At 62.2% G+C, this 23,409-nt stretch carries 26 protein-coding genes and 1 tRNA gene; 7 read left to right on the top strand and 20 right to left on the bottom strand.

The window, feature by feature from the left end:
* On the bottom strand, nt 1-2,561 hold a 2,561-nt coding region (locus tag ACQR07_RS26115), incomplete at its 3' end, for a hybrid sensor histidine kinase/response regulator (protein ID WP_434904986.1).
* Between the two features lie 247 nt (nt 2,562-2,808).
* Nucleotides 2,809-3,471 (bottom strand): histidine phosphotransferase ChpT, encoded by a 663-nt coding sequence (gene chpT, locus ACQR07_RS26110; RefSeq protein ID WP_434904985.1) that lies wholly within the window; start codon nt 3,469-3,471, stop codon nt 2,809-2,811.
* A gap of 245 nt (nt 3,472-3,716) precedes the next feature.
* Between chpT and cysQ the strand changes: the two genes are divergently transcribed.
* Nucleotides 3,717-4,553: a 3'(2'),5'-bisphosphate nucleotidase CysQ gene (gene cysQ / locus ACQR07_RS26105; RefSeq protein ID WP_434904984.1), complete on the top strand. Its 837-nt coding sequence runs from the start codon at nt 3,717-3,719 to the stop codon at nt 4,551-4,553.
* Nucleotide 4,554: 1 nt separating this feature from the next.
* Here the strand turns inward: cysQ and ACQR07_RS26100 are convergent, their stop codons facing one another.
* Nucleotides 4,555-5,064, bottom strand: a complete 510-nt coding sequence (locus ACQR07_RS26100; RefSeq protein ID WP_434904983.1) for a YHS domain-containing (seleno)protein — start codon at nt 5,062-5,064, stop codon at nt 4,555-4,557.
* A gap of 120 nt (nt 5,065-5,184) precedes the next feature.
* Here ACQR07_RS26100 and ACQR07_RS26095 point away from each other — a divergent pair, with 120 nt between their 5' ends.
* The 3 genes from ACQR07_RS26095 (at nt 5,185) to ACQR07_RS26085 (ending at nt 7,551) form a co-directional block, all read left to right on the top strand.
* Nucleotides 5,185-5,829, top strand: a complete 645-nt coding sequence (locus tag ACQR07_RS26095) for a DUF1134 domain-containing protein (protein ID WP_434904982.1) — start codon at nt 5,185-5,187, stop codon at nt 5,827-5,829.
* A 132-nt stretch (nt 5,830-5,961) separates the two neighbouring features.
* Complete coding sequence (locus ACQR07_RS26090) at nt 5,962-7,242, top strand: hypothetical protein (protein ID WP_434904981.1); 1,281 nt, start codon at nt 5,962-5,964, stop codon at nt 7,240-7,242.
* A 234-nt stretch (nt 7,243-7,476) separates the two neighbouring features.
* Nucleotides 7,477-7,551, top strand: a tRNA-Val gene (locus ACQR07_RS26085).
* 144 nt (nt 7,552-7,695) lie between these two features.
* Here the strand turns inward: ACQR07_RS26085 and ACQR07_RS26080 are convergent.
* On the bottom strand, nt 7,696-7,851 hold the full coding sequence (locus ACQR07_RS26080; protein WP_434904980.1) for a hypothetical protein: 156 nt from the start codon (nt 7,849-7,851) through the stop codon (nt 7,696-7,698).
* A gap of 209 nt (nt 7,852-8,060) precedes the next feature.
* On the opposite strand from ACQR07_RS26080, the gene ACQR07_RS26075 reads away from it, so the two are divergent.
* The gene (locus ACQR07_RS26075) at nt 8,061-8,834 is read left to right on the top strand and encodes a DNA-processing protein DprA (RefSeq protein WP_434904979.1); all 774 of its coding nucleotides are present in this window, start codon (nt 8,061-8,063) and stop codon (nt 8,832-8,834) included.
* Complete coding sequence (locus ACQR07_RS26070; protein WP_434904978.1) at nt 8,803-9,438, top strand: hypothetical protein; 636 nt, start codon at nt 8,803-8,805, stop codon at nt 9,436-9,438. Before ACQR07_RS26075 ends, ACQR07_RS26070 begins: the two co-directional genes overlap by 32 nt.
* 8 nt (nt 9,439-9,446) lie before the next feature.
* Here the strand turns inward: ACQR07_RS26070 and ACQR07_RS26065 are convergent, their stop codons facing one another.
* Nucleotides 9,447-9,683: a hypothetical protein gene (locus ACQR07_RS26065; RefSeq protein ID WP_434904977.1), complete on the bottom strand. Its 237-nt coding sequence runs from the start codon at nt 9,681-9,683 to the stop codon at nt 9,447-9,449.
* 478 nt (nt 9,684-10,161) lie between these two features.
* Between ACQR07_RS26065 and ACQR07_RS26060 the strand changes: the two genes are divergently transcribed.
* A complete protein-coding gene (locus tag ACQR07_RS26060; protein ID WP_434904976.1) occupies nt 10,162-11,523 on the top strand; it encodes a hypothetical protein in 1,362 nt (453 codons plus the stop codon).
* Between the two features lie 81 nt (nt 11,524-11,604).
* On the opposite strand, the gene ACQR07_RS26055 is transcribed toward ACQR07_RS26060, so the two are convergent.
* The 15 genes from ACQR07_RS26055 to ACQR07_RS25985 all read right to left on the bottom strand — a co-directional run bounded on the left by ACQR07_RS26055 (nt 11,605) and on the right by ACQR07_RS25985 (nt 23,409).
* Complete coding sequence (locus tag ACQR07_RS26055; RefSeq protein ID WP_434904975.1) at nt 11,605-11,943, bottom strand: hypothetical protein; 339 nt, start codon at nt 11,941-11,943, stop codon at nt 11,605-11,607.
* Nucleotides 11,940-12,122 (bottom strand): hypothetical protein, encoded by a 183-nt coding sequence (locus tag ACQR07_RS26050; RefSeq protein WP_434904974.1) that lies wholly within the window; start codon nt 12,120-12,122, stop codon nt 11,940-11,942. The genes ACQR07_RS26055 and ACQR07_RS26050 overlap by 4 nt, the downstream gene beginning before the upstream one ends.
* A 19-nt stretch (nt 12,123-12,141) precedes the next feature.
* The gene (locus ACQR07_RS26045; RefSeq protein WP_434904973.1) at nt 12,142-12,642 is read right to left on the bottom strand and encodes a hypothetical protein; all 501 of its coding nucleotides are present in this window, start codon (nt 12,640-12,642) and stop codon (nt 12,142-12,144) included.
* Nucleotides 12,639-13,547, bottom strand: coding sequence for an N-acetylmuramoyl-L-alanine amidase (locus ACQR07_RS26040; RefSeq protein WP_434904972.1), 909 nt, complete (start codon nt 13,545-13,547; stop codon nt 12,639-12,641). Before ACQR07_RS26040 ends, ACQR07_RS26045 begins: the two co-directional genes overlap by 4 nt.
* 173 nt (nt 13,548-13,720) lie before the next feature.
* Nucleotides 13,721-14,368 carry a hypothetical protein gene (locus tag ACQR07_RS26035; protein WP_434904971.1) on the bottom strand — a complete coding sequence of 216 codons (648 nt, stop codon included), beginning with the start codon at nt 14,366-14,368 and terminating at the stop codon, nt 13,721-13,723.
* A gap of 259 nt (nt 14,369-14,627) precedes the next feature.
* On the bottom strand, nt 14,628-15,632 hold the full coding sequence (locus tag ACQR07_RS26030; RefSeq protein WP_434904970.1) for a phage late control D family protein: 1,005 nt from the start codon (nt 15,630-15,632) through the stop codon (nt 14,628-14,630).
* A 68-nt stretch (nt 15,633-15,700) separates the two neighbouring features.
* On the bottom strand, nt 15,701-15,910 hold the full coding sequence (locus ACQR07_RS26025; RefSeq protein ID WP_434904969.1) for a tail protein X: 210 nt from the start codon (nt 15,908-15,910) through the stop codon (nt 15,701-15,703).
* Nucleotides 15,910-16,281 carry a phage tail protein gene (locus ACQR07_RS26020; protein WP_434904968.1) on the bottom strand — a complete coding sequence of 124 codons (372 nt, stop codon included), beginning with the start codon at nt 16,279-16,281 and terminating at the stop codon, nt 15,910-15,912. The genes ACQR07_RS26025 and ACQR07_RS26020 overlap by 1 nt, the downstream gene beginning before the upstream one ends.
* Before the next feature lie 17 nt (nt 16,282-16,298).
* Nucleotides 16,299-18,896 carry a phage tail tape measure protein gene (locus ACQR07_RS26015; protein ID WP_434904967.1) on the bottom strand — a complete coding sequence of 866 codons (2,598 nt, stop codon included), beginning with the start codon at nt 18,894-18,896 and terminating at the stop codon, nt 16,299-16,301.
* Between the two features lie 159 nt (nt 18,897-19,055).
* Complete coding sequence (locus tag ACQR07_RS26010) at nt 19,056-19,343, bottom strand: phage tail assembly protein (RefSeq protein WP_434904966.1); 288 nt, start codon at nt 19,341-19,343, stop codon at nt 19,056-19,058.
* Between the two features lie 79 nt (nt 19,344-19,422).
* Nucleotides 19,423-19,926 (bottom strand): phage major tail tube protein, encoded by a 504-nt coding sequence (locus tag ACQR07_RS26005; protein ID WP_434904965.1) that lies wholly within the window; start codon nt 19,924-19,926, stop codon nt 19,423-19,425.
* 12 nt (nt 19,927-19,938) lie between these two features.
* The gene (locus ACQR07_RS26000) at nt 19,939-21,171 is read right to left on the bottom strand and encodes a phage tail sheath C-terminal domain-containing protein (RefSeq protein WP_434904964.1); all 1,233 of its coding nucleotides are present in this window, start codon (nt 21,169-21,171) and stop codon (nt 19,939-19,941) included.
* A 263-nt stretch (nt 21,172-21,434) separates the two neighbouring features.
* The gene (locus tag ACQR07_RS25995) at nt 21,435-21,908 is read right to left on the bottom strand and encodes a hypothetical protein (protein WP_434904963.1); all 474 of its coding nucleotides are present in this window, start codon (nt 21,906-21,908) and stop codon (nt 21,435-21,437) included.
* A gap of 2 nt (nt 21,909-21,910) precedes the next feature.
* Nucleotides 21,911-22,504: a hypothetical protein gene (locus ACQR07_RS25990; protein ID WP_434904962.1), complete on the bottom strand. Its 594-nt coding sequence runs from the start codon at nt 22,502-22,504 to the stop codon at nt 21,911-21,913.
* Nucleotides 22,504-23,409, bottom strand: coding sequence for a hypothetical protein (locus ACQR07_RS25985; RefSeq protein ID WP_434904961.1), 906 nt, complete (start codon nt 23,407-23,409; stop codon nt 22,504-22,506). The genes ACQR07_RS25990 and ACQR07_RS25985 overlap by 1 nt, the downstream gene beginning before the upstream one ends.

Here is a 23,409-nt window from a genome sequence, read left to right as displayed (position 1 = left end):
GCGAACTCGAAGCCGTTCATCTCCGGCATCTCGATGTCGGTGACGACGATGTCGAAGGTGTGCCCGGAGCGCAGCGTCGCGAGGCCCTCGAGCGCCGAGGCCGCGGTGCGCACCTTGTAGCCGGCCGACTTCAACACCGGCGCCAGCATGTTGCGGAAGAACGGCGAGTCGTCGACCAAGAGCACCGACTGCGTCTGCGCCTCGGTCGCCATCTCCTTGCGGATGAACCAGTCGGCGAACGCCATCGGCAGGAAGTGGCCGACGTCGATGACTTCGGTGGCCTGGCCCTTGATCACGGCCGAGCCGAGGATGCCGTCCTTGGCGCCGGACACCTGGATGTGGAGACGCTCCTCGACGATGTCGATGATCTCGTCGACCACGAGGCCCATCGCGCGGGTCTCGTCGGCGAACACCAGGATCGGCTGCGATCCGGTGGTCTGCACCGAGACGCCTTCCATCTGCACCAGCGGCATCAGCTGATCGCGGTACTGCACCATGTAGCGGCCGTTGCTGATCTCGATCTTGTCGGCCGCGATCTCCTCGAGGCGCGTGACCAGTGCCAGCGGCACCGCCTTGGGCTGCGCCGTGCCGGCGCGGAACACCAGCAGCGAGGTGAGCTGCTCGCCGCCGATGATGTGATGCGACGAATGCTCGTCGGTCACCGCCTGCGAGGCCGAGCCGGAGGCGCCGAGCGCCTTGGCGATGCCGTTCGGATCGATGATCATGATGACGGCGCCGTCGCCGAGAATGGTGTTGCCCGAGAACATGTCGATGTGCCGCAGCTTGGTCGACATCGGCTTGACCACGATTTCCTCGGTGTGGAACACGCAGTCCACCACGATGCCGAAGGTCTGGTTGCCGACCTGGGTGACGACGATGAAGCCGTTCTCCGGATCGGTCGACGAGCCGTCGTCGATCTTGAGCAGCTTCTTCAGGTGCATCAGCGGCAGCAGCTTGTTGCGCAGACGCAGGACCGCGGTGTCCTTGATGCGCTCGATGCGATGCTCGGAATTGGCGCGCGCGCGCACCAGCTCGACGACCGCCAATTGCGGGATCGCGAAGCGGTCGCCGCCGGCCTCGACGATCAGCGCCGAGACGATCGCCAGCGTCAGCGGAATCTTGATGGTGACCGAGGTGCCCTCGCCGGCGACCGACTTGATGTCGATGGTGCCGCCGATCTGGTCGATGTTGGTGCGCACCACGTCCATGCCGACGCCGCGGCCCGACACCGAGGTAATCGCCGCGGCGGTCGAGAAGCCCGGTGCGAAGATGAACTTGTGGATCTGCGCTTCCGTCATCTTCTCGAGCTCGGCCTCGGTGACGAGACCGTTCGAGATGGCCTTGGACTTGATGCGCTCGGTGTTGAGGCCGCGGCCGTTGTCGGCGATGCAGATGATGATGTGGCCGCCTTCATGATAGGCGGAGAGGCGGATCGTGCCCTGGTCCGGCTTGTTGGCCGCGGCGCGCTCGGCCATGGTCTCGAGGCCGTGATCGGCGGAGTTGCGCACCATGTGGGTGAGCGGATCCTTGATCAGGTCGAGCACCTGGCGGTCGAGCTCGGTGTCGGCGCCGTGCATCTCGAGCTCGATCTGCTTGCCGAGTTCGGTCGCGAGGTCGCGGACGATGCGCGGCAGCTTCTGCCAGGCATTGCCGATCGGCTGCATGCGCGTCTTCATGACGCCCTCCTGCAGCTCGGCGGTGACGTTGGAGAGCCGCTGCAGCGGCACCTTGAACTCGGTGTCCTCGTTGCGGCGGGCGATCTCGAGCAGCTGGTTGCGCGTCAGCACAAGCTCGGAGACCATCGTCATCAGATGTTCGAGCGTGTCGACGTTGACGCGGATCGACTGGTTGGCGACCTTGTCGTTCTCGTGCACCTCGCCGTCGGCATTGGCCTTCGGCCGCGCGGCCTTCTTCGGCGCCTCGGCTTTGGCTTCAGCCTTGGGCGGCTCGGCCTTCGCGGGCGCTGCGGCCTTCGGCTCGGGTGACTTCTCGTGCGCGGGCGGCGTCTCGATCGCGGTCTCGCGGAAGGCGCGCTCCAGCTCGTCCAGTGAGACTTCGCCCGGACGCAGCGGACGCTCCAAGGTCTGATCGATCAGGCTGCCCTGCGTGACCGCGGGCGCGGATGGTGCTGCGGGCGCTGCCGGGACGAGCGGCGGCGCGGCCTCGCCGGCGGCCATCGCGGCCATGCCGCGCTCGACCATCGCCTCGAGCTCGCTGATGAGGTCGCGGTCCTCGCCTTCGGGCTCGGCCTCGTTGGCTTCGAGCTGTCCGAGCAGGTCCTTGATGCGGTCGATGGTTGTCAGGATCAGCGTCACGGCCTCGCCGGTCACCGGCATGCCGTCGCGGAATTTGCCCATCAGGGTCTCGGCGGCGTGCGCCAGCGCTTCGAGCCGCGGCAGGCCGAGGAAGCCGCAGGTCCCCTTGATGGTGTGCACCAGGCGGAAGATGTTATCGAGAATCTTGGCGTTGTTCGGCTCCTGCTCGAACCGCACCAACTGATTGTCGACGGTATCCAGGCTCTCGCTGGTCTCCGTCAGGAACTCACGCAACAGGTCATCCATGAAACTGGCCTTCGCACGCAACGGTACGCGACATGACGCGCCCTTCAAACCGTGGCCAGTTTCGGTCCAAAGCGTTTAATATTAGTTGAGTAAGCGCAAATGAACGGACTCAACAAAGAGATAAGATGCATCCGGACAAATTCGGATGCGCAGCTAAGACTTGCTTAACCATCGTAAACGATTTCACACGGCCATTCACGACAGAAGGTCGCAGCATGGCGGCGGAACGACCGCGTCGGACGCGCGATCAGGCCGCCCGGACCACCATCGCATCGCCTTCGGCGGCGAGCGTCACGGTGAGGCCGCAGGCCTCGGCCAGCAGGCGCGTGTAATAGGGCTGCACGGCATGGGCATCGATGGTCGACTGCTGGGTACCGCCGAGCAGGTTGACGATGTTCTGCGGCAGGCGCGCGTTGAGGCCGGTCGCGCCGACACGGAAGCTCATGGTCTCGCCCTCGCCGATCGGATCGACGGTCAGCATGCCACCGCGCGGAATCGTCTGCTGCGCCACCACCATCATGTTGAGCAGCAGCTTGACCCGGTTCTTCGGCAGCAGCAGCCGCGGCAGATTCCAGGTGATGGAGGTCTTGGCATCCTCGATTTGGCCGCGTGCCATGGTCTGCGCGTCGCCGAGATCGATCTGCGCGCCGGCCGAGCCGGCGGCCCCGAAGGCGAGACGGCAGAATTGCAGCCGGGCGGAGGCCGTCTTGGCGCTCTTGCGGATCAGCTCCAGCGCGAAATCGCGATCTTCCGGCTTCGGATTGTCGTCGAGCACCTCGAGCCCATTGACGATGGCGCCGACCGGACTAATCAGGTCGTGGCAGACCTTCGAGCAGAGCAGCGCGGCAAGTTCGAGCGTGTCGGGAGCGGGAATCGGATTGGCGATCTCTGAAGACGACGTGCCGGACATTCGATGTTCCTGAAATCCGCGAACTTTGACGAATCATGCTTGCCTGTTGGCTTGATACACTGCGAGAGCATGAACCGCCACCGAGCTGAGGGGCGGACACGGGAAAGTACGTAGCGGTTTTGCGGGCAGAACTGCCCAATGAGACGTCAAATGGCAGTATCCGGATGCGCCTTCACTGCCGGGCCAGGACCAGGAAGATCGATCATGCAAGCTGAAGACGGAACAGCCTCGCGGAGCGCATCACGATGACGACCGGCCCGACCGCAGGAACCGTCGACGTGGCGGCGGCTGCCGCCCTGATGACGCCCTTGACCGAACTCGTGGTCGAGGCCGCGCACGCGATCATGGCCGTGAACCGGCGCGCCATGACCGTCACCGACAAATCCGACGGCTCGCCGGTCACGGAGGCGGATCTTGCCGCCGACCAGGTCATCGCCGATGGCCTGGCGCGGTTGGCGCCGGAGATCCCGGCGCTGTCCGAAGAACGGGTCGACGGCTGCGCGGCGCCGTTCAGGGGCAGCTTCTTCCTGATCGACCCGCTCGACGGCACCAAGGAGTTCGTCGCCGGCCGCGGCGAGTTCACGGTCAATCTGGCGCTCGTCAGCCATGGCAGCCCGCTGCTCGGCATCGTCTGCGCGCCGGCGATCGGGCTGATCTGGCGCGGCCTGGTCGGCCGTGGCGCCGAGCGGCTGTCGTTCACGGAAGCCGGGCTGGGCGCAGCCGAGCCGATCCGCACCCGGCCGATGCCGCAGCCGGGCGAGGCCTGGATCGCCGCCGTCAGCCGGTCGCATGGCGACGCCCATACCGAGGCCTTCATCGCGGCACGGCCGGGCGCGACCCGCCTGCCGCTCGGCTCGGCCGTGAAATTCGGCCGGCTCGCCGAAGGACAGGCGGACATCTATCCGCGGCTCGGCCCGACCTGCGAATGGGACGTGGCGGCCGGACATGCGGTGGTGACGGCGGCGGGCGGCACGGTCACGGGCGCGACCGGGGAACCGTTGCGCTTCGGGGAGCGCGCCGACAGCTTCATCGTGCCGGCCTTCATTGCCTGGGGCGATCCGGCCGCGGTTCACGCGGCCTGACCTATTGCGGCAGGTCCTCTTCCAGCGCCGGCCAGCGCGCCTCGGCGCGGGGCAGGTAGCGCTCCGGGTCGGCCTTGAAGGCATCCCGGCTCTCCTCGCGGCTGAACAGGAACAGCCGGTCCTCGACGATGGCGAAGAAGCGCGGGTTGCCGGCCACGGTGACGCCGCGCGCCACGTCGGTCGGGTCGTAGCCGCCGAACTGCGGGCCATAGACCTCCGGATGGGCGAGAAAGGAGGCGCGGTTGCCCTCGTTGCGGAACCGCCAGACCACCCCGCCTTGCGCGGCCTCGAAATCCTCCTCGCCAACCAGCGCCTGATCGTCCACGAAGTAGGACACCGGGTCGAAGCCGTCGATGGCGAGCCCGCTGAAGCGGTTGGCGATGATCCGCTGGGTGGTCGCGGCGGGCGCACCGACCGGCAGCAGCTGCGCCGCGAGCAGGATCGCGGCAATAGCGCGGCAAAACAGCGGCTTTGACCAGCTCCAGATCCGTTGTTGCCGTTGTGCGGTCATAGTTACTGCCGATAACATGGGAGTCGCAGGGGCGGATGCCCTTCGTCCGACAATCGCCCCGATGCGGTTGGCGTCAGGTTAAGGCGGCGGTCGGGCAGCCGATAGCAGGGGATTCCTTCGATGAGTTTCGCATCACGCCTCGCCGTCACGACGCTTGCGGCCGTTCTGGGCCTGACCGCGTCGGTCGCCGCGCAGCAGGCGCCCCCGCCTGCGCCGCCCTACCAGGGCGCGCCGCCTTACCAGCAGCAGCCGGCTCCGCCGCCGCGGCCGGCGCCGAGCCCGGACAATTTCGGACCGGACGAGCTGGTCAATGCCGGCCACCGCTTCTTCGGCAACGTCTCCCGCGGCCTCGCCTCGGTGATCGAGCGCGCCGTCAGCCAATGGGGCCTGCCGAACGGCTACATCCTCGGCGAGGAAGGCGCCGGCGCCTTCGTCGCCGGTCTGCGTTACGGCGAGGGCACGCTCTACACCAAGAACGCCGGCGATCTCAGGGTCTACTGGCAGGGCCCCTCGCTCGGCTTCGACTGGGGCGGCGACGGCGCGCGGACCATGACGCTGGTCTACAATCTGCCGGCCACCAGCGCGATCTATCAGCGCTTCGTCGGCATCGACGGTTCGGCCTACATCGTCGGCGGCTTCGGCATGACGGCGCTGACCGCCAACAACATCGTGCTGGTGCCGATCAGGTCCGGCATCGGCCTGCGGCTCGGCGCCAATGTCGGCTATCTCAAATATACGCCGAACGCGACCTGGAACCCGTTCTGAGACCGCCAGCTGATACCAGCACGACACGTTCTCCCGTGACGGATCAAGGTTAACACGGCATTGGGCTGGCGTTGAATCAGCCGGCCGTGCATTGTCATTCCGTTAATCATTCCTGACCGGGAGTTGTGCGTCATGGTCGAGCCGATCATGTATTTTGCGATCGGTTTTCTGATCGCCATGCTCTGTGCCCTGATGGTCGTTCCGCTGGTGCACAATCGTGCGGTGCGGCTGACCACGCGCCGGCTCGAGGCTGCGACGCCGCTGTCGATGGCCGAGATCCAGGCCGACAAGGACCAGCTGCGCGCGGAGTTCGCGATGTCGGCGCGGCGGCTGGAGATGAGCGTCGATGCGCTCAAGAACAAGGCTACCGGCCAGCTCGCCGATCTCGGCAAGAAGACCGACGCCATCAACCGCATGAAGATCGAGCTCGGCGAGAAGAACGCCGCGATCTTCGCGCTGGAGGCGCGCGAGAAGGCGCTCAAGGACCAGCTGCGCGCCACCGAGGAAGAGTTCGCCGCCAAGACCGAGGCGCTGCGCGCCGCCGAGCAGGCATTGAAGGAGAAGCAGGCCGAGCAGGTCCGCCTCACCACCGAGCTCAACGACAAGTCGCTGCTGGCCGACAGCCGGCAGGTCGAGCTGGTGACGGTGAGAACCCAGGTCGAGGAACTACGCACCCGCGTCTCCGACGCCGAGAAGGAATTCTCCGCGACCCAGGCTCGCCTTGCGCTCGAGCGCGACGAATCCGACACCGCCACCAAGGCGCTCAACGACGCCCGCGCGCGGGTGGAAAATCTCAGCCAGCGCGTCACCGAGCTCGACCGCCAGCTGATCGTGCAGGTCAAGGAAGCCGAGATGCTGGCGAGCCGCGTCGCCGACCTCGAAGGCCGGCTGGCGACCCAGGGCAAGCTGCTCGCCGAGCGCGATTTCGAGAACAACCAGCTGCGCGAAGCCAATACGGCTGCCGACCGCGCCCTGAAGGAGCTGCGCGAGGAGCTCGCCGGATTCGGCAGCGGCAAGTCGGCGGCGTTCGAGCGGCTGAAGTCCGAGAAGGCCTCCCTGGAAGAGCAGCTGCAGGCCGCCCGCGACGAGCGCACCAAGCTGCAGCGCGAGATGAACGCGATCCAGCAGCAGGCCGAGAGCACCTGGGCCCAGGAGCGCATGGAGAACGCCCTGCTGCGCGAGCGCATCAACGACATCGCCGCTGAGGTCGCCAAGCTCGCGATGCAGATCGAGGGCCCGAACTCGACCATCGAGGCCATGCTGGCCGCCGAGCCCGCCGCCAAGCCCGCCAACGCCAATGGCGCTCCGGCGACGCCGGCAGCAGCCGCAGGCGCTCCGCAAGGCGGCACCCTGGCCGACCGAATCCGGGCGCTGCAGTCGCACGCCTCGCGGGCACGGCAGATCGGAGCCTGAGGGCTTATCGATCGACGCTGGAACGGCCCCTCCTCGCTTGGGAGGGGATGATCCGACGAAAGGATCGATTTCGGCCTGATAGCGGTCCCCCAGGGCACGGCGTTCTCAGTTTTCCTCACCAGCCGCGCCGCAACGCCTTGACACCCCCTGCCCGCGCTTCGTAAATCGCGGGCTCCGACGGACTGCTTCGGCAGCTGCCTCCAACGGCCTTTCGGCCAGCAGCCACCGGGATCCGGGCGCATAGCTCAGCGGGAGAGCGTTCCCTTCACACGGGAGAGGTCCAAGGTTCGATCCCTTGTGCGCCCACCATTTAAGCCCCTGACATCACTAACAAATTTCTCCTGATACTGGCGTGCCAGGAAGTGCTTATGAGCCTCTGAGGGTAGCTCAAAGCAGGAACATCCGTGCATTCCCGTGCATTATCCGTGCATGGTGTTCGGGCTGCGTTCTCGCCTACGACTTCTTCGGCTGCCCACCATTCAGGGCGGCAGCGACCATGCCGATGACGCCTAGCACCAGGCCGACGAACAGGACCACTGGCCAATATTCGAACGCGCACCATACGGTGAGAGCCGCCGCCGCAGCCACATATTGCGAGTAGTCAGTCACTGCGCCTCCGCACTCGGGATAAGGGCCACCCCCACGGAACTCCCAGCGGGCCATTAAGCGGCCGGACGCCTCTTCCATCCAGTCGTGGCGTCAAGCAGCACTCCAGGGTTCATCCGAACTTGGGCGTAGCCTTGCGCATTAATTAGGGGAAAACCCGGTGACGACTAACGCTACTGACGGTAAACTTTCACATTGAAAGATTCACGCGTATGGCGATGGAAGCCGCTACATCTGGAACCCAAACGAGCCGACGGCGCAGCACCTACGTCCCGCCATCCCAGATGCACGTCTATACACTACCGGCATTGCTGTCGCGCTATGGCAGAGCACCCCTGGATGATCGACAACTGGATTTCCTGAGGGATGCCTCAGGACGGGGAGAGGCCACTCTCTTCTACGCCGGCAATCTTGATCTTCTCGAAGCGCCAACCGTGTCCATAGTGGGCACTCGGGAGGTTTCTGAGGCCGGTTGGCGGCGGTCCGCTCGGCTCGCCCGCGATCTTGCTGAAGCTGGACTGACCGTAGTCAGCGGCCTTGCAAAAGGGGTTGATACGGCCGCGCTCACGTCTGCGATCTCAAGTCAAGGCCGGGTAGCTGCTGTCATCGGCACCCCGCTCGACAAAGCATATCCGGCCGAGAATGCAGCCCTGCAACAAGACATCTATCGAGATCACCTTCTGATTACGCCTTTCCAATCCGGCGAGCGCGTCTACCGGTCTAACTTTCCGATGCGCAACCGGGTTATGGCTGCGATCAGCGATGCCACAGTTATCATTGAGGCGTCTGACACATCAGGCACGCTACATCAGGCGGCAGAGTGTAGGCGCCTTGGTCGCTGGCTGTTTATTGCAAAATCAGTTGTCGAAGACCCATCGCTAACTTGGCCTACACGCTTCTTGGGACAACCCAAAGTCGGTATTTTATCATCAACTTCAGATATTGTTGACGCAATTGCCCCAACTCAAGCTAATCAGCCTCTGTGATTACCTGACCGACACCGACGTGCGATGGCGGAAGGAAGACTTCCGCGCGCACAAGATGGTGAAGGCGCTCAAAGGCGACCCCATCAACGGATATTTCTCAAGCAGAGTCGGAGGCAAGTGGCGCGAGTATGATAAGACAAATGTGCAGCAATTTGTCGATCGCCTTCCGCGCGCACTGTTCGCAAACATCCGACGCTTTTTCGCAGACGATGCGACGATAGTTCCGATCCCAAATTCGCACGTAGTATCCGTCGACACTCCAGAGTTCAAAACGTTAGAAATCGCTGAGAAGATCGCACACAACAGTAAAGGCTTGTTTGCGGCGGTACCCGCCCTCGTATTTAAGAAGGCCCAACAGAAGTCTCGCCTGGGCGGCCCGCGCGACGCTGCACATTTCGAAGAAGCGTATAAGATCACGGCCTCTCTGGAAGGGCCAATTATCCTATACGACGATGTCTGCACCACGGGCGGCCATTTGATTGCTGCCTATCATAGACTGAATAGCAAAAAGAGTCCCGTCGTCCTCGCCTGTACATTTGGTAGATCAACCAAGCAGCAGGCTGAAAACCCTGTAGGGCTACGAGAGGGCTGCTTAGAGGTTTAGGGGCGACCTCACGGGACGTCGCCTGTGCGCCCTCCACCGATGCTATGGGGGCGATTGAGGAAGAAGTCGCGATTTCCAGTTGCAGCTTCTGCGTATTGATCGATGGAGACGATGATCGCTTGAACATGTTGGTAACGCCAGCCTTCGAGCGTCGCCAGACGACGGGCCTCTGCTAAGGCCTTCAGAAACGCGGGTGGGTTGTTGTTCGCCAGATCAGAGTAATACGAAATTGGCGAGCTCACCATGAACGCCCTCCCAGCACTCTACCGGCCGAAGGCCGGGGTTGGACGGCCTTTAGCCTATCGCGCTGCTCGCAAAGCGAGTCCACGCGATCGAGCAGGCGTTGAAGGTCGGTTTCTGTAACCGCCGTTGGCTTCCCGGCCTTCTGAAGCGCCAGGAGGTCTCGGCGTAGCCTAGCCATGTTTTTGCGGGCGCGCTCGATCTCCGAGCGGATTTGGCCCAGGTCCGGCATTGTCTCACCCTGTTCAACGGAAGCGGGAGACAATAGAACAAAACGTGACCTCCGAGTCCACACCCTCTTTTCTCAGGAGGACAATTGGTGACCAAGCGGCCAAAAATGAATCGGTTTCCAAAATCTCGGTGTTGGAGCACCGCCACGCCCGACCGCCGCTACTAGGCCGCTTCACCAGAGCCGGTAAACACTTGTGGCGTATGAGGCGGACTTCTATTTTTAGGGTCGCGGTCCGGCGAAAGGCAATTTGCATGCTCAACCGGCGATATCTATCTGTGATGGACGGGGCTGCAATGGGCTTGCGTAGCCCTGTTCAAATGGAGCTCCATTCAGAACTCCTCCGGGCGATTCTTTTTTCGGAAGTAGTAGTAATTCCTGACATTTTTTTCTTCATCAATTTTGAGCTCTACAAGGTACTCACGTCACCCCATCACCTCGACGTGGCCCTCAAGCAACTCTTCCTCGACGCATTGCGCAGCGGCATTATCCGTCCCACGCTCCGTCTCGGGAAAATAGATGCCAGCTTCTCTTCCAACCTACGTGGGGCGGTAAAGGATGGCTCGAATGGAATCGTCGGAGGAGCCGACGACATCGCTAAGCTTCTTGATGATTCGATCAGGAATAGTCGCTTCGTTTTTGAGACTTGGCCGACGGATGAATATAACGGCGGGCTTCAACAAGACTCATTTCATCGTGCAGTGATCGAGTTCCGCAACCATCCACTAATTCAGAGGAAGGTCCATCTTGCAGATGATATAGATAACGCATTTGATCATGCAATGAAGGTTCGCCCGGACGCGCTTGCGCGAGCGCCGGTATATGATGCAATTGCAAAGAAATACATCGGCAAACGCTATGAGAATGTTGCTGACTTGCTGGCTCGATGCAAGGCTCATGAACGAGAGCCTTGCAGAGAGGCGTTAGCTTTTTTTTCTGAGGCTTATCATCAGAGTCAAGCAGCTCGAATAAAGGCTGTACTTCAAACGCCCGGAAGCGATCTGCAGGACGCTGCCGGAACAATTCCGAACGCATACGAAGTCGATTTCGAAGCTAGTCAGCTTGTCGACTCGAGGGAGGTCCCAACCCCTCGATCTGAACAGTTGCTGGAGATACCGACTCCGAAACTACTGGCGCTCAGGGACACCGACGAAGCCAAAGCATATTTCGCAGTCCTCAGCAGTGCGTCGTCGAAGTCTGCCGACGTCACCGCGCAAGAATTGGCCGAATGTACATATCGCTACCTTGTAAAGATCTCGACGGCTTATCTTGAAACTACCCAGAAGGTTCTCCCGATCAGCATGCAGTATGTCGCCACGCGCGCCGCAAAGCTCCGAGATGACCTCAAGCCGCCATCGTCAGGCCTTTCGAATATTCTCGCTTCTTACGTTGCAGATGGCCTATGCGACTTTTCTTCTATGATCACAAGCCAAGTCATTCGGGTTATAATCAAACACGGCACCAGCAGACGACGCCTGGAGAGGAAGGTAAAAATACCACAAATAAGGATGGACGCTCTGGCGAATCGTATTATGCAAAGCAACCTGACGCGGCAGATTCCGCTTGCGTTCACTCTTCATCAGCTTGGTAAACCTGAAACAAAGGCGGAAGACTAGTTCGAACGGGTTCAAACTTGCCGGCGTCATAGAGTTACCGGAGACGCGCGAGGGTCGCGTCCCTCTTGTCCTTGCCCGCGATCACTTCGTCTTCCCGGTTTGCGTCAACAGAAACTGATCGAAGCGAGCGCCGATGCGATCCAAAGCGCCGACCAGACGCTCTTCGATCCGGTCGATCAGTTGGACGGTCGCGTATTCCTGTGCGACCCTTTCTCGGAACTGCGCAAGGTCGCGCTCGGTCGCGGCAGCGAGCCTTTGCGCCTCGGCGGCTGCCGCCTTCGCCTCGTTGGCAATGGCCTGCCCTGCCTTTGCCGACGCTTCGTTCTTCGTGTGCGACACCGCGTTACGGATCAGAAGCGCGACCACCGCGCCGAAGCCGCTGCCTACCAGGCCCATGAGCCATTCAGGGATCGTGATCATTTGGCTGTGGCCGATGCCTTGAGGCGCACGTCGCGGACATTGGACCGGGAGACGCGAAGCCGATGGTTGGCCTGGATCCGGGCAGCGCGCTCCAGACGCCAAGCCACGCGAGCGTCGTCGCCGGGCTTGATGATCGGAGCGGGCACTTCGTCGAGCACAAGCGTTGTCTCGTGCGGCATAGTGAAGCTCGGCGAGGGCCTAACGCTTTCCGTCGTCTGGCAAGCCGCCAGGAAAGTCGCTAGGAGCGAGCACGCAAGAAGCGTTAGGGCGCGCCTTGACGCGTTGGGCATAGTCATCGATTTCGTCCTGAGCTTCCCTGGCGCGGAGCGCCGCTTGATCACGTTGCTTCTGCGCCGCTTCGGCAGCTTCGAGCGCGAGACGCAGATCGAAGTCCTTCGCGGCGATCACCTCATCTTTCCTCGCGACATCGGCACGCAGCACTTTGGCCTCTGCCCGGTTGTCAGCGGTCCGGAAACCAAGCAGGAAGAGCAGCGCCGCAAGCGCGAGGATGAAGACGAGCTTGGCGACCTTGCCGTAGCCACCGAGCAGCGTACTCACGATCGGGAGGTAGCCGACGACACCGGCCACCGCGATCAGAAGACCAAGGCCGGACAGGGCGATCTCGGAAGTCGCCGCCACCCAAAGGAAGTCGCTGATCGCCGTGGACGCGAAGGTGTCCATGAAGAACTGCCTGATCATTCGCGCTCCAGCCAAATCCAGAGAGCGAGTCCGATCAGGATGAACGTGCCCAGCGCCACGATCACCTTCCAGTCGGTGAGCAGGCCCGTGAAGGACGATAGCGAGAGGCCGGTGAACAGGCCGGTGCCCGCCGTGAGCTTGCTCTTGATGAACGCCTTCAGCTTGCCGGGCTTGGTCGCACTCTCGTCGTGTACGTCGCACTGCGGTTCGAGGTGGACGTGCTCCTCGCTGGACTCGTCGCTGTCCTGCCGCTCGCCGCCTTCCGGCGTCTCCATGAGACCAACCGGCTTGTCGGGAAGCGCCGACGTGCGCAACTCATCGAGGGGATACAGCGGGTTGGTGTCGATCTTCCGGCCGGGTGAGATCATCCAATGCGTGATGATGTCCTCGATCTTGAACTCTTGCGCGAGCGCGAAGCACAGATCGGTGACGACCGCGATCTGCTCGGGGCTGTAGTGCAGCCAATAGCCCGCACCGTGAGCCGCCGTCTTCGCGTACTCGACCTTCAGCGACGGATTCTTGTTGGTGTTGATCGTGCAGATGTCGTTCTTGTAGACGCCGTCCGACACCTTCTGAAGCTTGCCTGGGTTGTCGATCTCGATCCCGATTGCGTAGCTGTTCATGAACTTCAGCCCCTTCCATTGGGACTGACCGGCGTGCCACGCGACCACGTTGAACGGCACGAGCTGAGTGATCTTGCCCTCGCGGCTCACGACAACGTGCGCGGAGACCTTCGCCGCCGGATTGGTGAGCCACGAGATGTCGCCGTCATCCTTGAGGCCGGACGCCGTGTCGTGGATCACGATGAAGCGCGGCTTCAGCGTATCTCCGTGGTTCGGGCTCTCGCGAAACGGAAACTGCGCTCCGTCGCGATAGCCGAGACCATTCTTGATGCTGATCGCCATTGTGCTCTCCAAATGTTGAGAGCATCATCGCCGATCGGTTCGCCGCTGAGAGGACCGTTTGAATAGCCCCCCCAATCGTCATAGGTTCACTCGCCCGACGAAGATCATGACGTAGTCCGTCGTAAAGGTCGTCTTGACAAGATATTCTCAACACGAAGATTTTCGCCCCGACCCTAACCCGAAGCGCCGCCGGTGCAGCCGTCCGTGGCGCCTTCACGCTGCGATACTCTTGTGACTAGCGGTCCGACGCGATGGCTAGAAGTGACACGCACCCAGTGAGCATAAACGTGAATTGCAACGATTAGTGGAAAGATGACCAGCGGAACAATTATATTCAAAACTATCATCCAAGAACAATTTAATCCCACTACCAGAAAATTCTTCGCATTGGCAAATAATTCAAAAAGGAACGGCACGCAAAGAGCAGAGCATTGAGCAACGGTGCGCATCGCTTGGATCACCGTTGTGCTGCTGCGTAGCGTCTCAGAATTGTCCCAATGAACTATGAAAACACCATTATCCAGATTTCGAGGCCATTCGGAAGAGAGGTACTTCGCAAGATCATTAATCACCAGATGATGTTGTATGATGACGAGTGAGAAGAGGAAACAAATGATCGGCACGGGAAAGGTCAACGCGCTCGCCTCACATGTTTGTGGGGGTGCAAATTCGAATCCATACCTATGAATAACAAATCCAAGATACCCCCCAATTACCAGCACATACGCCATTAGTGCCTGATCCCGTAGCGCAATACGTTGGATCAACTCGGCTCTCGCGCTCTCATAGTATCTTGTGTATATTTGATCATCGCGTGCCATTTTTTTTCGGCTCCCTCAAAGAATTTGATTGTTATGCGAACAGGCGACCGCATGTGGCTCAACCAATATACTGTATCTGCCCAAGTAAAGTCACGACGCAGACCGCTGTCCGGCGCTCTATAAAGTATCCGGTCAAGCAACGGTCTCAAGGTCCGTTGCTGGCCACTGCAGAAATTTTCTGCGACGCAAGATTTGGTTGCAAACGGGGGCATTGCAGACATCCAGCGAGGCCTCCCGTCAATTGGGCTAGAGCTGCCGACTACCCGCCCCAGCCGTCTTCGCTTGCCGTCTCACAGGAGATGCGCGTCTTCAGGCCCGAGCTATTGAGCGTGTGCGTGACGGACTTAATCGTGTAGCTGCCGTCACAGTCAGGATCGAAGCCTACCGCCGTCAGGCCAGCACCGGCGAACATCTCAGTCCGTCCGACGAAGCTTGCCGCGAACACCTTCTCGCCGCGAGCAAGCGCGCCCTTTGTCGCCTTGGCCTGGGCTTCGGCCTCCTCTTTCGTCTTGAACAGCTTGCGCACCCGATGCTTAGGCCCGCGGCCGTCGCCCGCTCCGCTCGCCTTGACCCACTCACGCTCGCCCTTCTTGACGTTGTGCCAAGCTGCCTCGACAGACTCGTAGTCGCCGCGCGTGGAGCCCGTGCAGTCCCAATCGGTTTGTCCAGCCTCCGTGAGCGTGAATGTGGGGGCCGCGCCACCGCTCGGGAGCTGGCCCGAGCCCGCCTTGTTGAAGATGACCGTGTCGTTCGCCAGCTTGAAGTTTCCGCCGACGCGGCCAGCGAGGCGCGTGAGGAAGTTGAGGTCGGACTCGTTGGACTGGTCGAGGTGACCCGGCTTGATGCTGCCCAGCTCGCCTGCCACGATCGCACGCAGACCATTGCGCCCCGCGATGTACTGCACGATCTCGTCGATGCTCTTCTCGTGGTATGAGCGCGACTTCGGCGCCTTGATCTCCGTGGTCAGACCGGCGGCTTTGGCCGATACGGTCATGATCTTCGGACGCCCCTTCTTCGTCCACGAGTCGATCTGATACGAGCCCATGAAGTTGATGCCGCTCTCGACGAAGCCGAGCCATATTTGCAGCTTCGAGCCCTTCCCCGGCGAGGGGATGTATTCGCGATTGTCCAACTCCAGCTCACACGAGTCGGATTTCTTGCCCTCGTTGTCCTGAATGGTCAGAGAGAGCAGCGGGCCGCCGCCGTTGCCGATCCCCGGCATCAGCCCACCGGGAATGCCGACGCCGCCGCCGAGCAGCGGCATGCCGAAGGGAGCCGGGATCAGGTTCGCGGTAATGTCATTCCCGTCGAGGACCACGCGTGCCGCTGGCGTCACGACCAAATCCTCGCGGCTGCCGAGACCTTCTTCGGGCTGTAGGCCGGGATGGTGATGACCATGCCTTGGGGCAGCCGCGTCCCGGCTACGGCAAGGCCCTGGTTGGCGCGGAGGATTGCTTCGGTCGCGCCACGCGTGACGCCGAACCGGCTCCAGGCGATCATGTCGACCGTGTCGCCCTCCAAGGTGGTGTACGTCTCGGCCATCAGGAATAGGCCCCCAGCTCAACAGTAAACTCGATCTTGCGCGGCGCGCCATCCGACATGAAGGTCTCCATGCTCTCTTTGACTTTCTCGATGCAGTAGTTGCCGAGATAGCGGCCGAAGCCGGTGATCAGCGGCAGGGGCAGCCCGAGACCGGCCTGGGCGCGCATCATGTCCATCTGCCGAAGTCCGCCGCGATAATGCGGGAAGATCACGCCATCGACGGTGATCGTGTCCTCGCCGGGGCCGACGTACTGTTTCGCGGGCGCCATGCCGATGCGGTCGGTGGCAGGCCACCGCCATTCAGAAGACCGCTCGAACTTCTGATAGGCGGCGGTCGAGACCGAGAAGCGAAACGCGCCGAGCGCAAGCATCACCGAGCTTTGCATGATCAATCACTCAAGAGGCCACGCTGCTCGGACTCGAGCCGAGCGAAAGCGGAATAGACGGCTTCTTCGGCGGCCCGGCGGACTTCGGCCGGATCGCCGCCCTTGACGGTGATGTTGACCTCCGCGCGCTGGGAACGGGAGACCATTCCGCCCGCAGCCGCCGCCGAAGACGACGCGGCGACAGCCTTTGCGCCGTTGGCATTGAGACGACGCAGCGTTGCGTTTGTCTCGATGCGGCCGTTCGCGCCCGGCACGAACAGCTCGGGTCCACGTTCGCCGACAAGGTAGGGCTTGCCGTAGCTCACCGGGCCACCCAGCGCACGAGCGCCAGCGATCGGGTTGGACGGGTCACCCGAGTTCAACCAGCTCTTGGTGCTTCCGCCGCTGTTGAACACACCCTTGATCGCGCTGCCAAGCGCCATCATCTTGTCGATCGCTGTGCCGACCCAGCCGACCAGCGTCGAGATGGCCGAGATGACCTTGTTCACGCCTTCGGCCGCGACACCGCCGACAGTCTCGCCCCAGGTCCGCCATTTGGTGCCGCTCTCGTCGAGCGGACCGAGCAATTGCCCGAGCCAATTGACGACGCTGCCGAGCCCGCTGGCGAGCTTGCCGATGCCCGCCCCCGCCGGACCAAGGCCCTTCATGAAGCCCTCCCCGAAGCCCGCAAAGAAGGATTTCAGACCGTCCCAATTGTTGTAGACCCAGACCCCGAGCGCGGTCAGCGCGGCGACGAGCGCCATGATGATCAGACCGACCGGGTTCGCAACCAGGCCCCACATGGCAAAGCCGATCGCGCGCAGCGCCGTGACGGGGAAGAGCAGGATCGCTTTCCCAAGCGCCATGAGGCCGCCACCCGCAACGGAGAGGCCCGCGAGGGCGATGGTGGACCAACGCAGCATGGTCATGGCCGCCAAAGCTACACGCGTGCGGGCGGCGAAGGCGAGCATGACGACACCGGCCCGAACAAGGCCGCTCGACAGCAGCGCGATCACGCCAACCAGAAGTCGACCTGAGCCAAGCGCCAACATCATGGCCCCGCTCAGGCTGCGCATTGCGAACAGGGCCGCACGGCCGACAGCGCCAAGCACGTAGAGCAGCGGACCGGCGGCGGCAGCTGCAGCGGCAAGATAGACGCTCGCCTTCAGCACACCGGGGGAAGACGCTCCCATGCCCTTCACCAGGTTTTCGAGCCACTTCATGCCGCCGAGGATGTCCGGCATGACCAGCTCGGTCAGCGTGTTCCGAAGGCCCTTGTAAGCCGAGTCGAGTTCGAGGATCGACTTGGGGAGGCCCTGATACGAGACCTCCCAGGTCTTCGCGGCGTACCCTTTGACGTTGTCGGTCACGTCCTTCAGGATCTCTTCGAGGTTCTGCGAAAGCAGCGAAAGCATACGAACCGACTGGCGGCCCTCGAAGATGTTGGCAAGATCACCCTGGGTCGCGCCCTTGGACTTCAGATCCTTTGCGAGCTTCAGCAGATCGATTTCGGAGCCTGCCGTGGTGAAGGTGTCATCGACTGCCTCCATGATAGCGCTCATGTCCTGTGCGCCTTGCGAGCCCATCTTCGCCACGACCGCGTCAAAGATCGCCTTGCGCTGCTTCTCGGGCGAGTCCTTGTTCGCCGCCAGCACCTTATCGATCAGCTTCGGATCGATGTCATATCCCGACGCCGCGAGACCGGCGCTTACGTTCGCGCCGGTGCGCTTGCCCTGATTGACGTAGCTCGAATAGTCCAGGCCAAGCCGAGCCATCGTGGCCCGGCCTGCCTTGGTCGGTTTGACCATGCGGACGTATGCCGAGCGCAGCGCGACGCCGGACTCGGAGTTGAGGACGCCGGCCTTCGCCATGGCGATGATCATGGCGTTGGTCTGTTCGACGGAGTTGCCAGCCGCTGCGGCGGCGGCACCGACATACCGGAACGACTGCGCCATATCCTTGGTGCTCGCGCTGGTCTTCAGCGCGCCGTAGACCAGGTTGTCCACGATGCGCTGTGTGCTCGCCGCCGCGTCCTCCGTGGACTTCATTCCGAGCTTGTATTGCGTCGCGAGCTTCGTGACGTAGCCGCCCAGGTCTGAACCGCTCATATCCTCAGCGGTCGCCGCACCTTGCATCACCGTCTCGATTGCGCCCTTGGCAGCATCCACACTGAAGCCTGCCTTCAACAGCTCGTTGAAGGTCTTCATGATCTCGGTCGCGTCACCATACTTCGAAGCGATCGCGTCGGCGTAGGCCACGATTTCCTTGCGCGCCCTCTTGCGCTGCTCGGGCGTCATGCCGTCGAGGCCGATCGCTTCGAGCGTATTGCCCGCCTTGGCGCGCTCGTTCGCAGCCCTGATTGCCTCGACGCCCAGGAGCCCGGCGGGAACGGTGACGCCGAATGTCGCGTTACGGCCGGTCCGCTGCACCTTCGACAGCCGCTTCGAGGTCTCGACAAGGTGCCTGTTGACGGCCGCGAACGGCGCGTTCATGCGCGCGGCCATGCTGGCGAGCGAAGCCCCGAGGCCGCTAACCTGGGTCTTCGCTGCGCCCACTGCGGCGTTGAGGCTCGGGCTGACCTTGCCACCGATATTGACGAATACCGAGAAGCCGGTCGCCATCCTACTTCGCCTTCATCGCCCGGTTGATGTCGGCCTGAAGCTCTGTTGCTGCCTCGAGCCACTCGTAGAAATCATCAAGGAACATGTCCTCGACTTCACTGATCGTGACGCCGCCTTTGGTCAGCCGAACAAGCGTCAGTATCGCCTTGCGGAGATCGCTTAGCTCGACTGACCCCCACGAAAAGCATCGAGTTGGTCGCCCAGCTTCTTCGCGTCGTACTCGTCCAGCTCCTCGATCACGTTCGGCGCGACGCCGCACAGGTCCGCCAGGAGGAGAATGCCACGGTCCGCATCGTGACCTTTGAACTTGGCGGCCTTCTTGGAGTCCTTTGTCTTCGGCCGACGCATGGTCAGGCCCGAGTACTTCACGCCGTCCACCTCGATCGGGAAGTCGAGGGTGATCGGGGCTTCTGCCCGCATGTCGGGCTGCTTCTCTTCGTCGCTCACTGCTTTGAGTTCTCCCTTTGAAATGGTTCGAAAAGGACTGGCCTGTGCGCTCTCGCGCAGAGGGGCTAGTCTCGTTGCCTTACATGCCCATCGCTGCGCGAATCGAAGCGAGCTGATCTACGCCGTTGACGATGCGGATCATGTTGTCCACGTCGATCTCGATCGCGACGGTGTCACCGATCTGCACCTTGACGTAGCGAAGCGACATCTCGGCTTCGTTCTGCGTCATGTCGCCGGCCTTCCAGTTCCCCAGGGTGTTGCCCTTGAACCCGCCATGCAGATCGACCACCATTGCAACAGCGGTCTCGCCGTCGCGCTGGAGAGCGCCACGGAGCTGCACGCGCGCGGCGTTGCCGTCCATGTTGCCGAAGAGGCCGAGAATCTGCGTGTTGTATTCGCCGAACGTGAACTTGGCGGTCATCACCTCCAGGCCCATGTCGAGCTCTACGGGGGCGTCCATGCCGCCCCCGCGATACTCTTCCGTCTTGACTTGGAAATCCGGCAGCTCGACTTCGGCAACGCGACCGGCCCAGCCGGTTCCGTTGACGAAGGTGTTGAAGTTGCGGAGTACGCGCGGGATCATCTCGTTTCCCCGTTATGCGAAGAGGTTGCGGATATAGTCGGAGACGAGATGCGACCGGAAGGTCACGCGCTCGGCCGGATACGGCGGGGTGAAGTCATACGAGAACGTCACATGACCTTCGGTGATGTCGGCTTCCGCGTTAAACTCGGGGTCAACCCAGCAGTCGCCGCCAAGGATCGCGCCCTTGGTCTTCAACTGCCGCATGTACGCCTTCACGGATGCTACGACATCGTCGAGATAATTCTTGGTGATGGAGCGATCGACCGCCCAGCGGTGCGCCTTCGCGATCGAGATGTCGATCATGTCAGCGGTACGGGATACGGACAGGAACGCGAACTTCTCGTCAGCCGAGCAGGTACGGTTGCCCCACAAATACCAGCCGTCATCGCGGATGAACGTCGAGATCTGGTTTTCGTTGAGGATGTTCGCGCGGCTGTTCTTATCGCCGTAGGCATAGTCGATCGGCCGCGAGATGCCGCCCATGCCATAGACTTCCTTGTTGGACGGCGACTCCCAAAAGCCCGACACGTTGTCCACGCGCGAGATCAGACCAGCCACGCGCGGCGACGCGGGCTCCAGGGCGTAGGTGTTGGTCTTGACCGACCAGCCCGACACCTTCGGATCGACGATGAATACGCGACGCGTGCCGTGATCATTGCGGTAGGCGAACGCGGCGGCGTCCGTGGTCGCCGGACCATCGGCGATGATGTGCGCCTTCATGCCGTCCGCGAGCTGCTTCAGCTCACCGACCACCGGGTTCGCCGCCGCACCGGTCTGGATCGTGATGTTCGCGCCGGTGCCATCGCCGGTGATCTCGGCCGTGATCGGCGACACGATGCCGTACCCGAGCGACGTGAAGTCGAGGCCGGTCACCTTGCCATTGGTCAGGATCACAGTGGCCGCCGGAAGCACCGCACCCACACCACCGCCCGAGAACGCAACTTGGGCATGGGTGTAGCCGTTGCCCTGGGCGAGAACGGTGTGACCGCTCACCCCGATCGGACGCTGATGGGTGAAGCCCGGAGCAATGAAGATCATAGGCGCGACGCCACACTCGGCCTCCGCCGCACGCAGAACGTGAACACCAGTGAACGCGCCGGTCTCGGCATCCACGCCGCCGATCACCTTCGAAAGCTGCTCGTTCTCGTATGCCGCCTCCGCAACGCGGATCACCACGATCAGAGCGCCGCCCTGATCGTAAATGGCGTCGATCGCCTGCGGGAGGGTGCCGGCCTTGCCGATCATCGCGGCGGCCTGCCGGCGATTGACGAGAACGGGGAAGTCGAGGGGGAACGCGACTTCGTTCGCTTCGGGTGCAGTGCCGATCAATCCGATGACGGACGAGCGGACCGTCTGGATCGGCCTGGGGCCGGAGTCGACGACGACAGTCTCGACGCCGTGCAGAAAGTCGGTAAGGGACATTTTGGTGCTCTCAACCCTCGAAGCATTGGGATTGAGAGCACCGTAGGCTTCGCCTGCTTAGCTGTCGGGACCGCTCCGGTAGCCCGTCAGAAACTCTGCGCAAGCAGGAAGAGCGACTTAAGATCGGCCTCGCTCTTATTAAGCTGCTCGGCCGCACCGATGACAAAGGGATGGGTGTTCTCAAACTCCGTTGTCCACTGCCAACTGTCTTGCACGTCGCGCGACTGCGACGCGACGTACTGTTCAATGTCGTCGCGCAGGCCGGTTGCGTTCATTGCTAGGCGCAGCTGGCGGGCGCTCGCCTTCAACACGGCGTCCTCCAAGTCGAGAACCATCTGCACCTTGTCGCCATCGCGGGCGAATGAATAGCCTTTCAATACCTTATCCGCCGTGACGGCCACGCGCGCGACGCGGTAAAGGTTTAGCGACGCCAGTTCTTCATCGGCCCAAAGCTCCGTGATTTGCCACGGGTGCAGGACATCGTCATGCACGATGGTCTGCCCCCACGGGAGTTCTTCGAACAGATTGGGTGAGGTCTCACGGACAATGACGTTGTTCACATTCAACTCCAGGATATGAGGACGGCACCGTTCGCTCCAGCCGTTGGGTACTGGGTAATGCCCGCGGTGTTAGCAACTCCGCCTGCAGCGCCACCAGCACCGACCACGACAGTAACGGTCGCACCAAGGGCTCCTGCGATGTAGGTCTTGACAGATCGACCACCAGCGCCGCCGTAACCAGCATCTCCGTACGCATACGAATCAGAGCCTAAGTCGTAGCTGGCGCTCTTGTAGCCCTGGCCTCCAGCACCGCCGGTGCCAGTGAAGTTGCTGTCACCTCCGGATGAGCCGCCTGGGCTACCGTTGGGGAACTGGTTGTGGATATCACTGTATAGAGCTACACAGACGGCCCCACCGAGACCGCCCTCGGCGGATACGGAGGCGAACGAGGAGTTGCCGCCGTTCCCGCCGTTGTACATTTCGGGGTGGCCGTTAGAGTAGCCACCACCACCCCCGCCACCCGCATTCACTGTGACAGTGAGCGTATTGAAGGCTGGGACATTGAAGGTGTACGTGCCTGGAGTGGTGTAGCTCTGCGAGCCTGGGACGACGATGCGGGGACCGCCGATCCGCTTAAGGAATGGGAGCATTGTCACTAGCTGTTCTTCCAACCGCAGGCAAGCCACTGCGCGAAGTTAGAGCAATAGACACCGGTGAATACCAGCGCCCAGCCATTCGCAGCGGTTGCCACCGTAGGAGCTAAGCCACCTGGGAAACGGACGTTGCTGTTCCAACTCACAGTCCGCCCGCCCGTCCCATCCTGCACCAGCACAACGTCGATGCCCTGGCCATCCTTCGCGTTCAGGAAGTTGATGGTGATGTTCCCAGAGAGGATGGCGCGGAAGCGGATGCCTGCGCCGCAGTCAACGTTGACGGCGCCGGCAACCGTGCCCAGGTCGACGAAAGCGGCCGAGGCCCAGGCCTGATCGGTCGTGATCACGTCCGTACCGGAGTTCGCCCTGATGTTGGCTGAAGCGGATATGTTCTTCGTCGATGCGCTGCCGAGACCGAGGTTGACGCGCCCATTGCTCTGCGACGTTGCGTCCAATCCCTGGGAGGCCGTATCAACGCGAAGCCGCTTCGCGAGCGAGTCGAGGATCGCGTTGATCTGCGTCATGTCGGTGAGCTTCGCAGCGATCTCGACAAGGGTGTCATATGCAGGATCAACACCGCCCTTCAGGTTGTTGATAGCCGTCGCGATCGCCGCGCCGTACTCGCTGACGATAGTCGTGTGCAGCGCGTTAGTGACGGCAGTGATCATGTCCTTTACGCGCTTCACGACGGGCACAGCGTTTGTCGCCGTGCCTGCCGTCGCCTCGCCGGCCGTGGCGAGCCGAACGCCGCCGCATACGGCCTCGCTAGCCTGCACGTCACGCCCTTCGAGCATGGTCAAGTCGTCGCTGATCAGCGTGATCGCATTCCGAATGCGGGTCGCATCCTCGCGCGCGATGTTATCGGGGCTCGGCAGCGGGTATCCCCGCTGCGTCAACTCGTCCGCCAT

Source organism: Bradyrhizobium sp. HKCCYLS20291, assembly GCF_051167715.1.
GTDB lineage: Bacteria > Pseudomonadota > Alphaproteobacteria > Rhizobiales > Xanthobacteraceae > Bradyrhizobium.
This window is presented reverse-complemented; position numbering and strand designations above follow the sequence as displayed.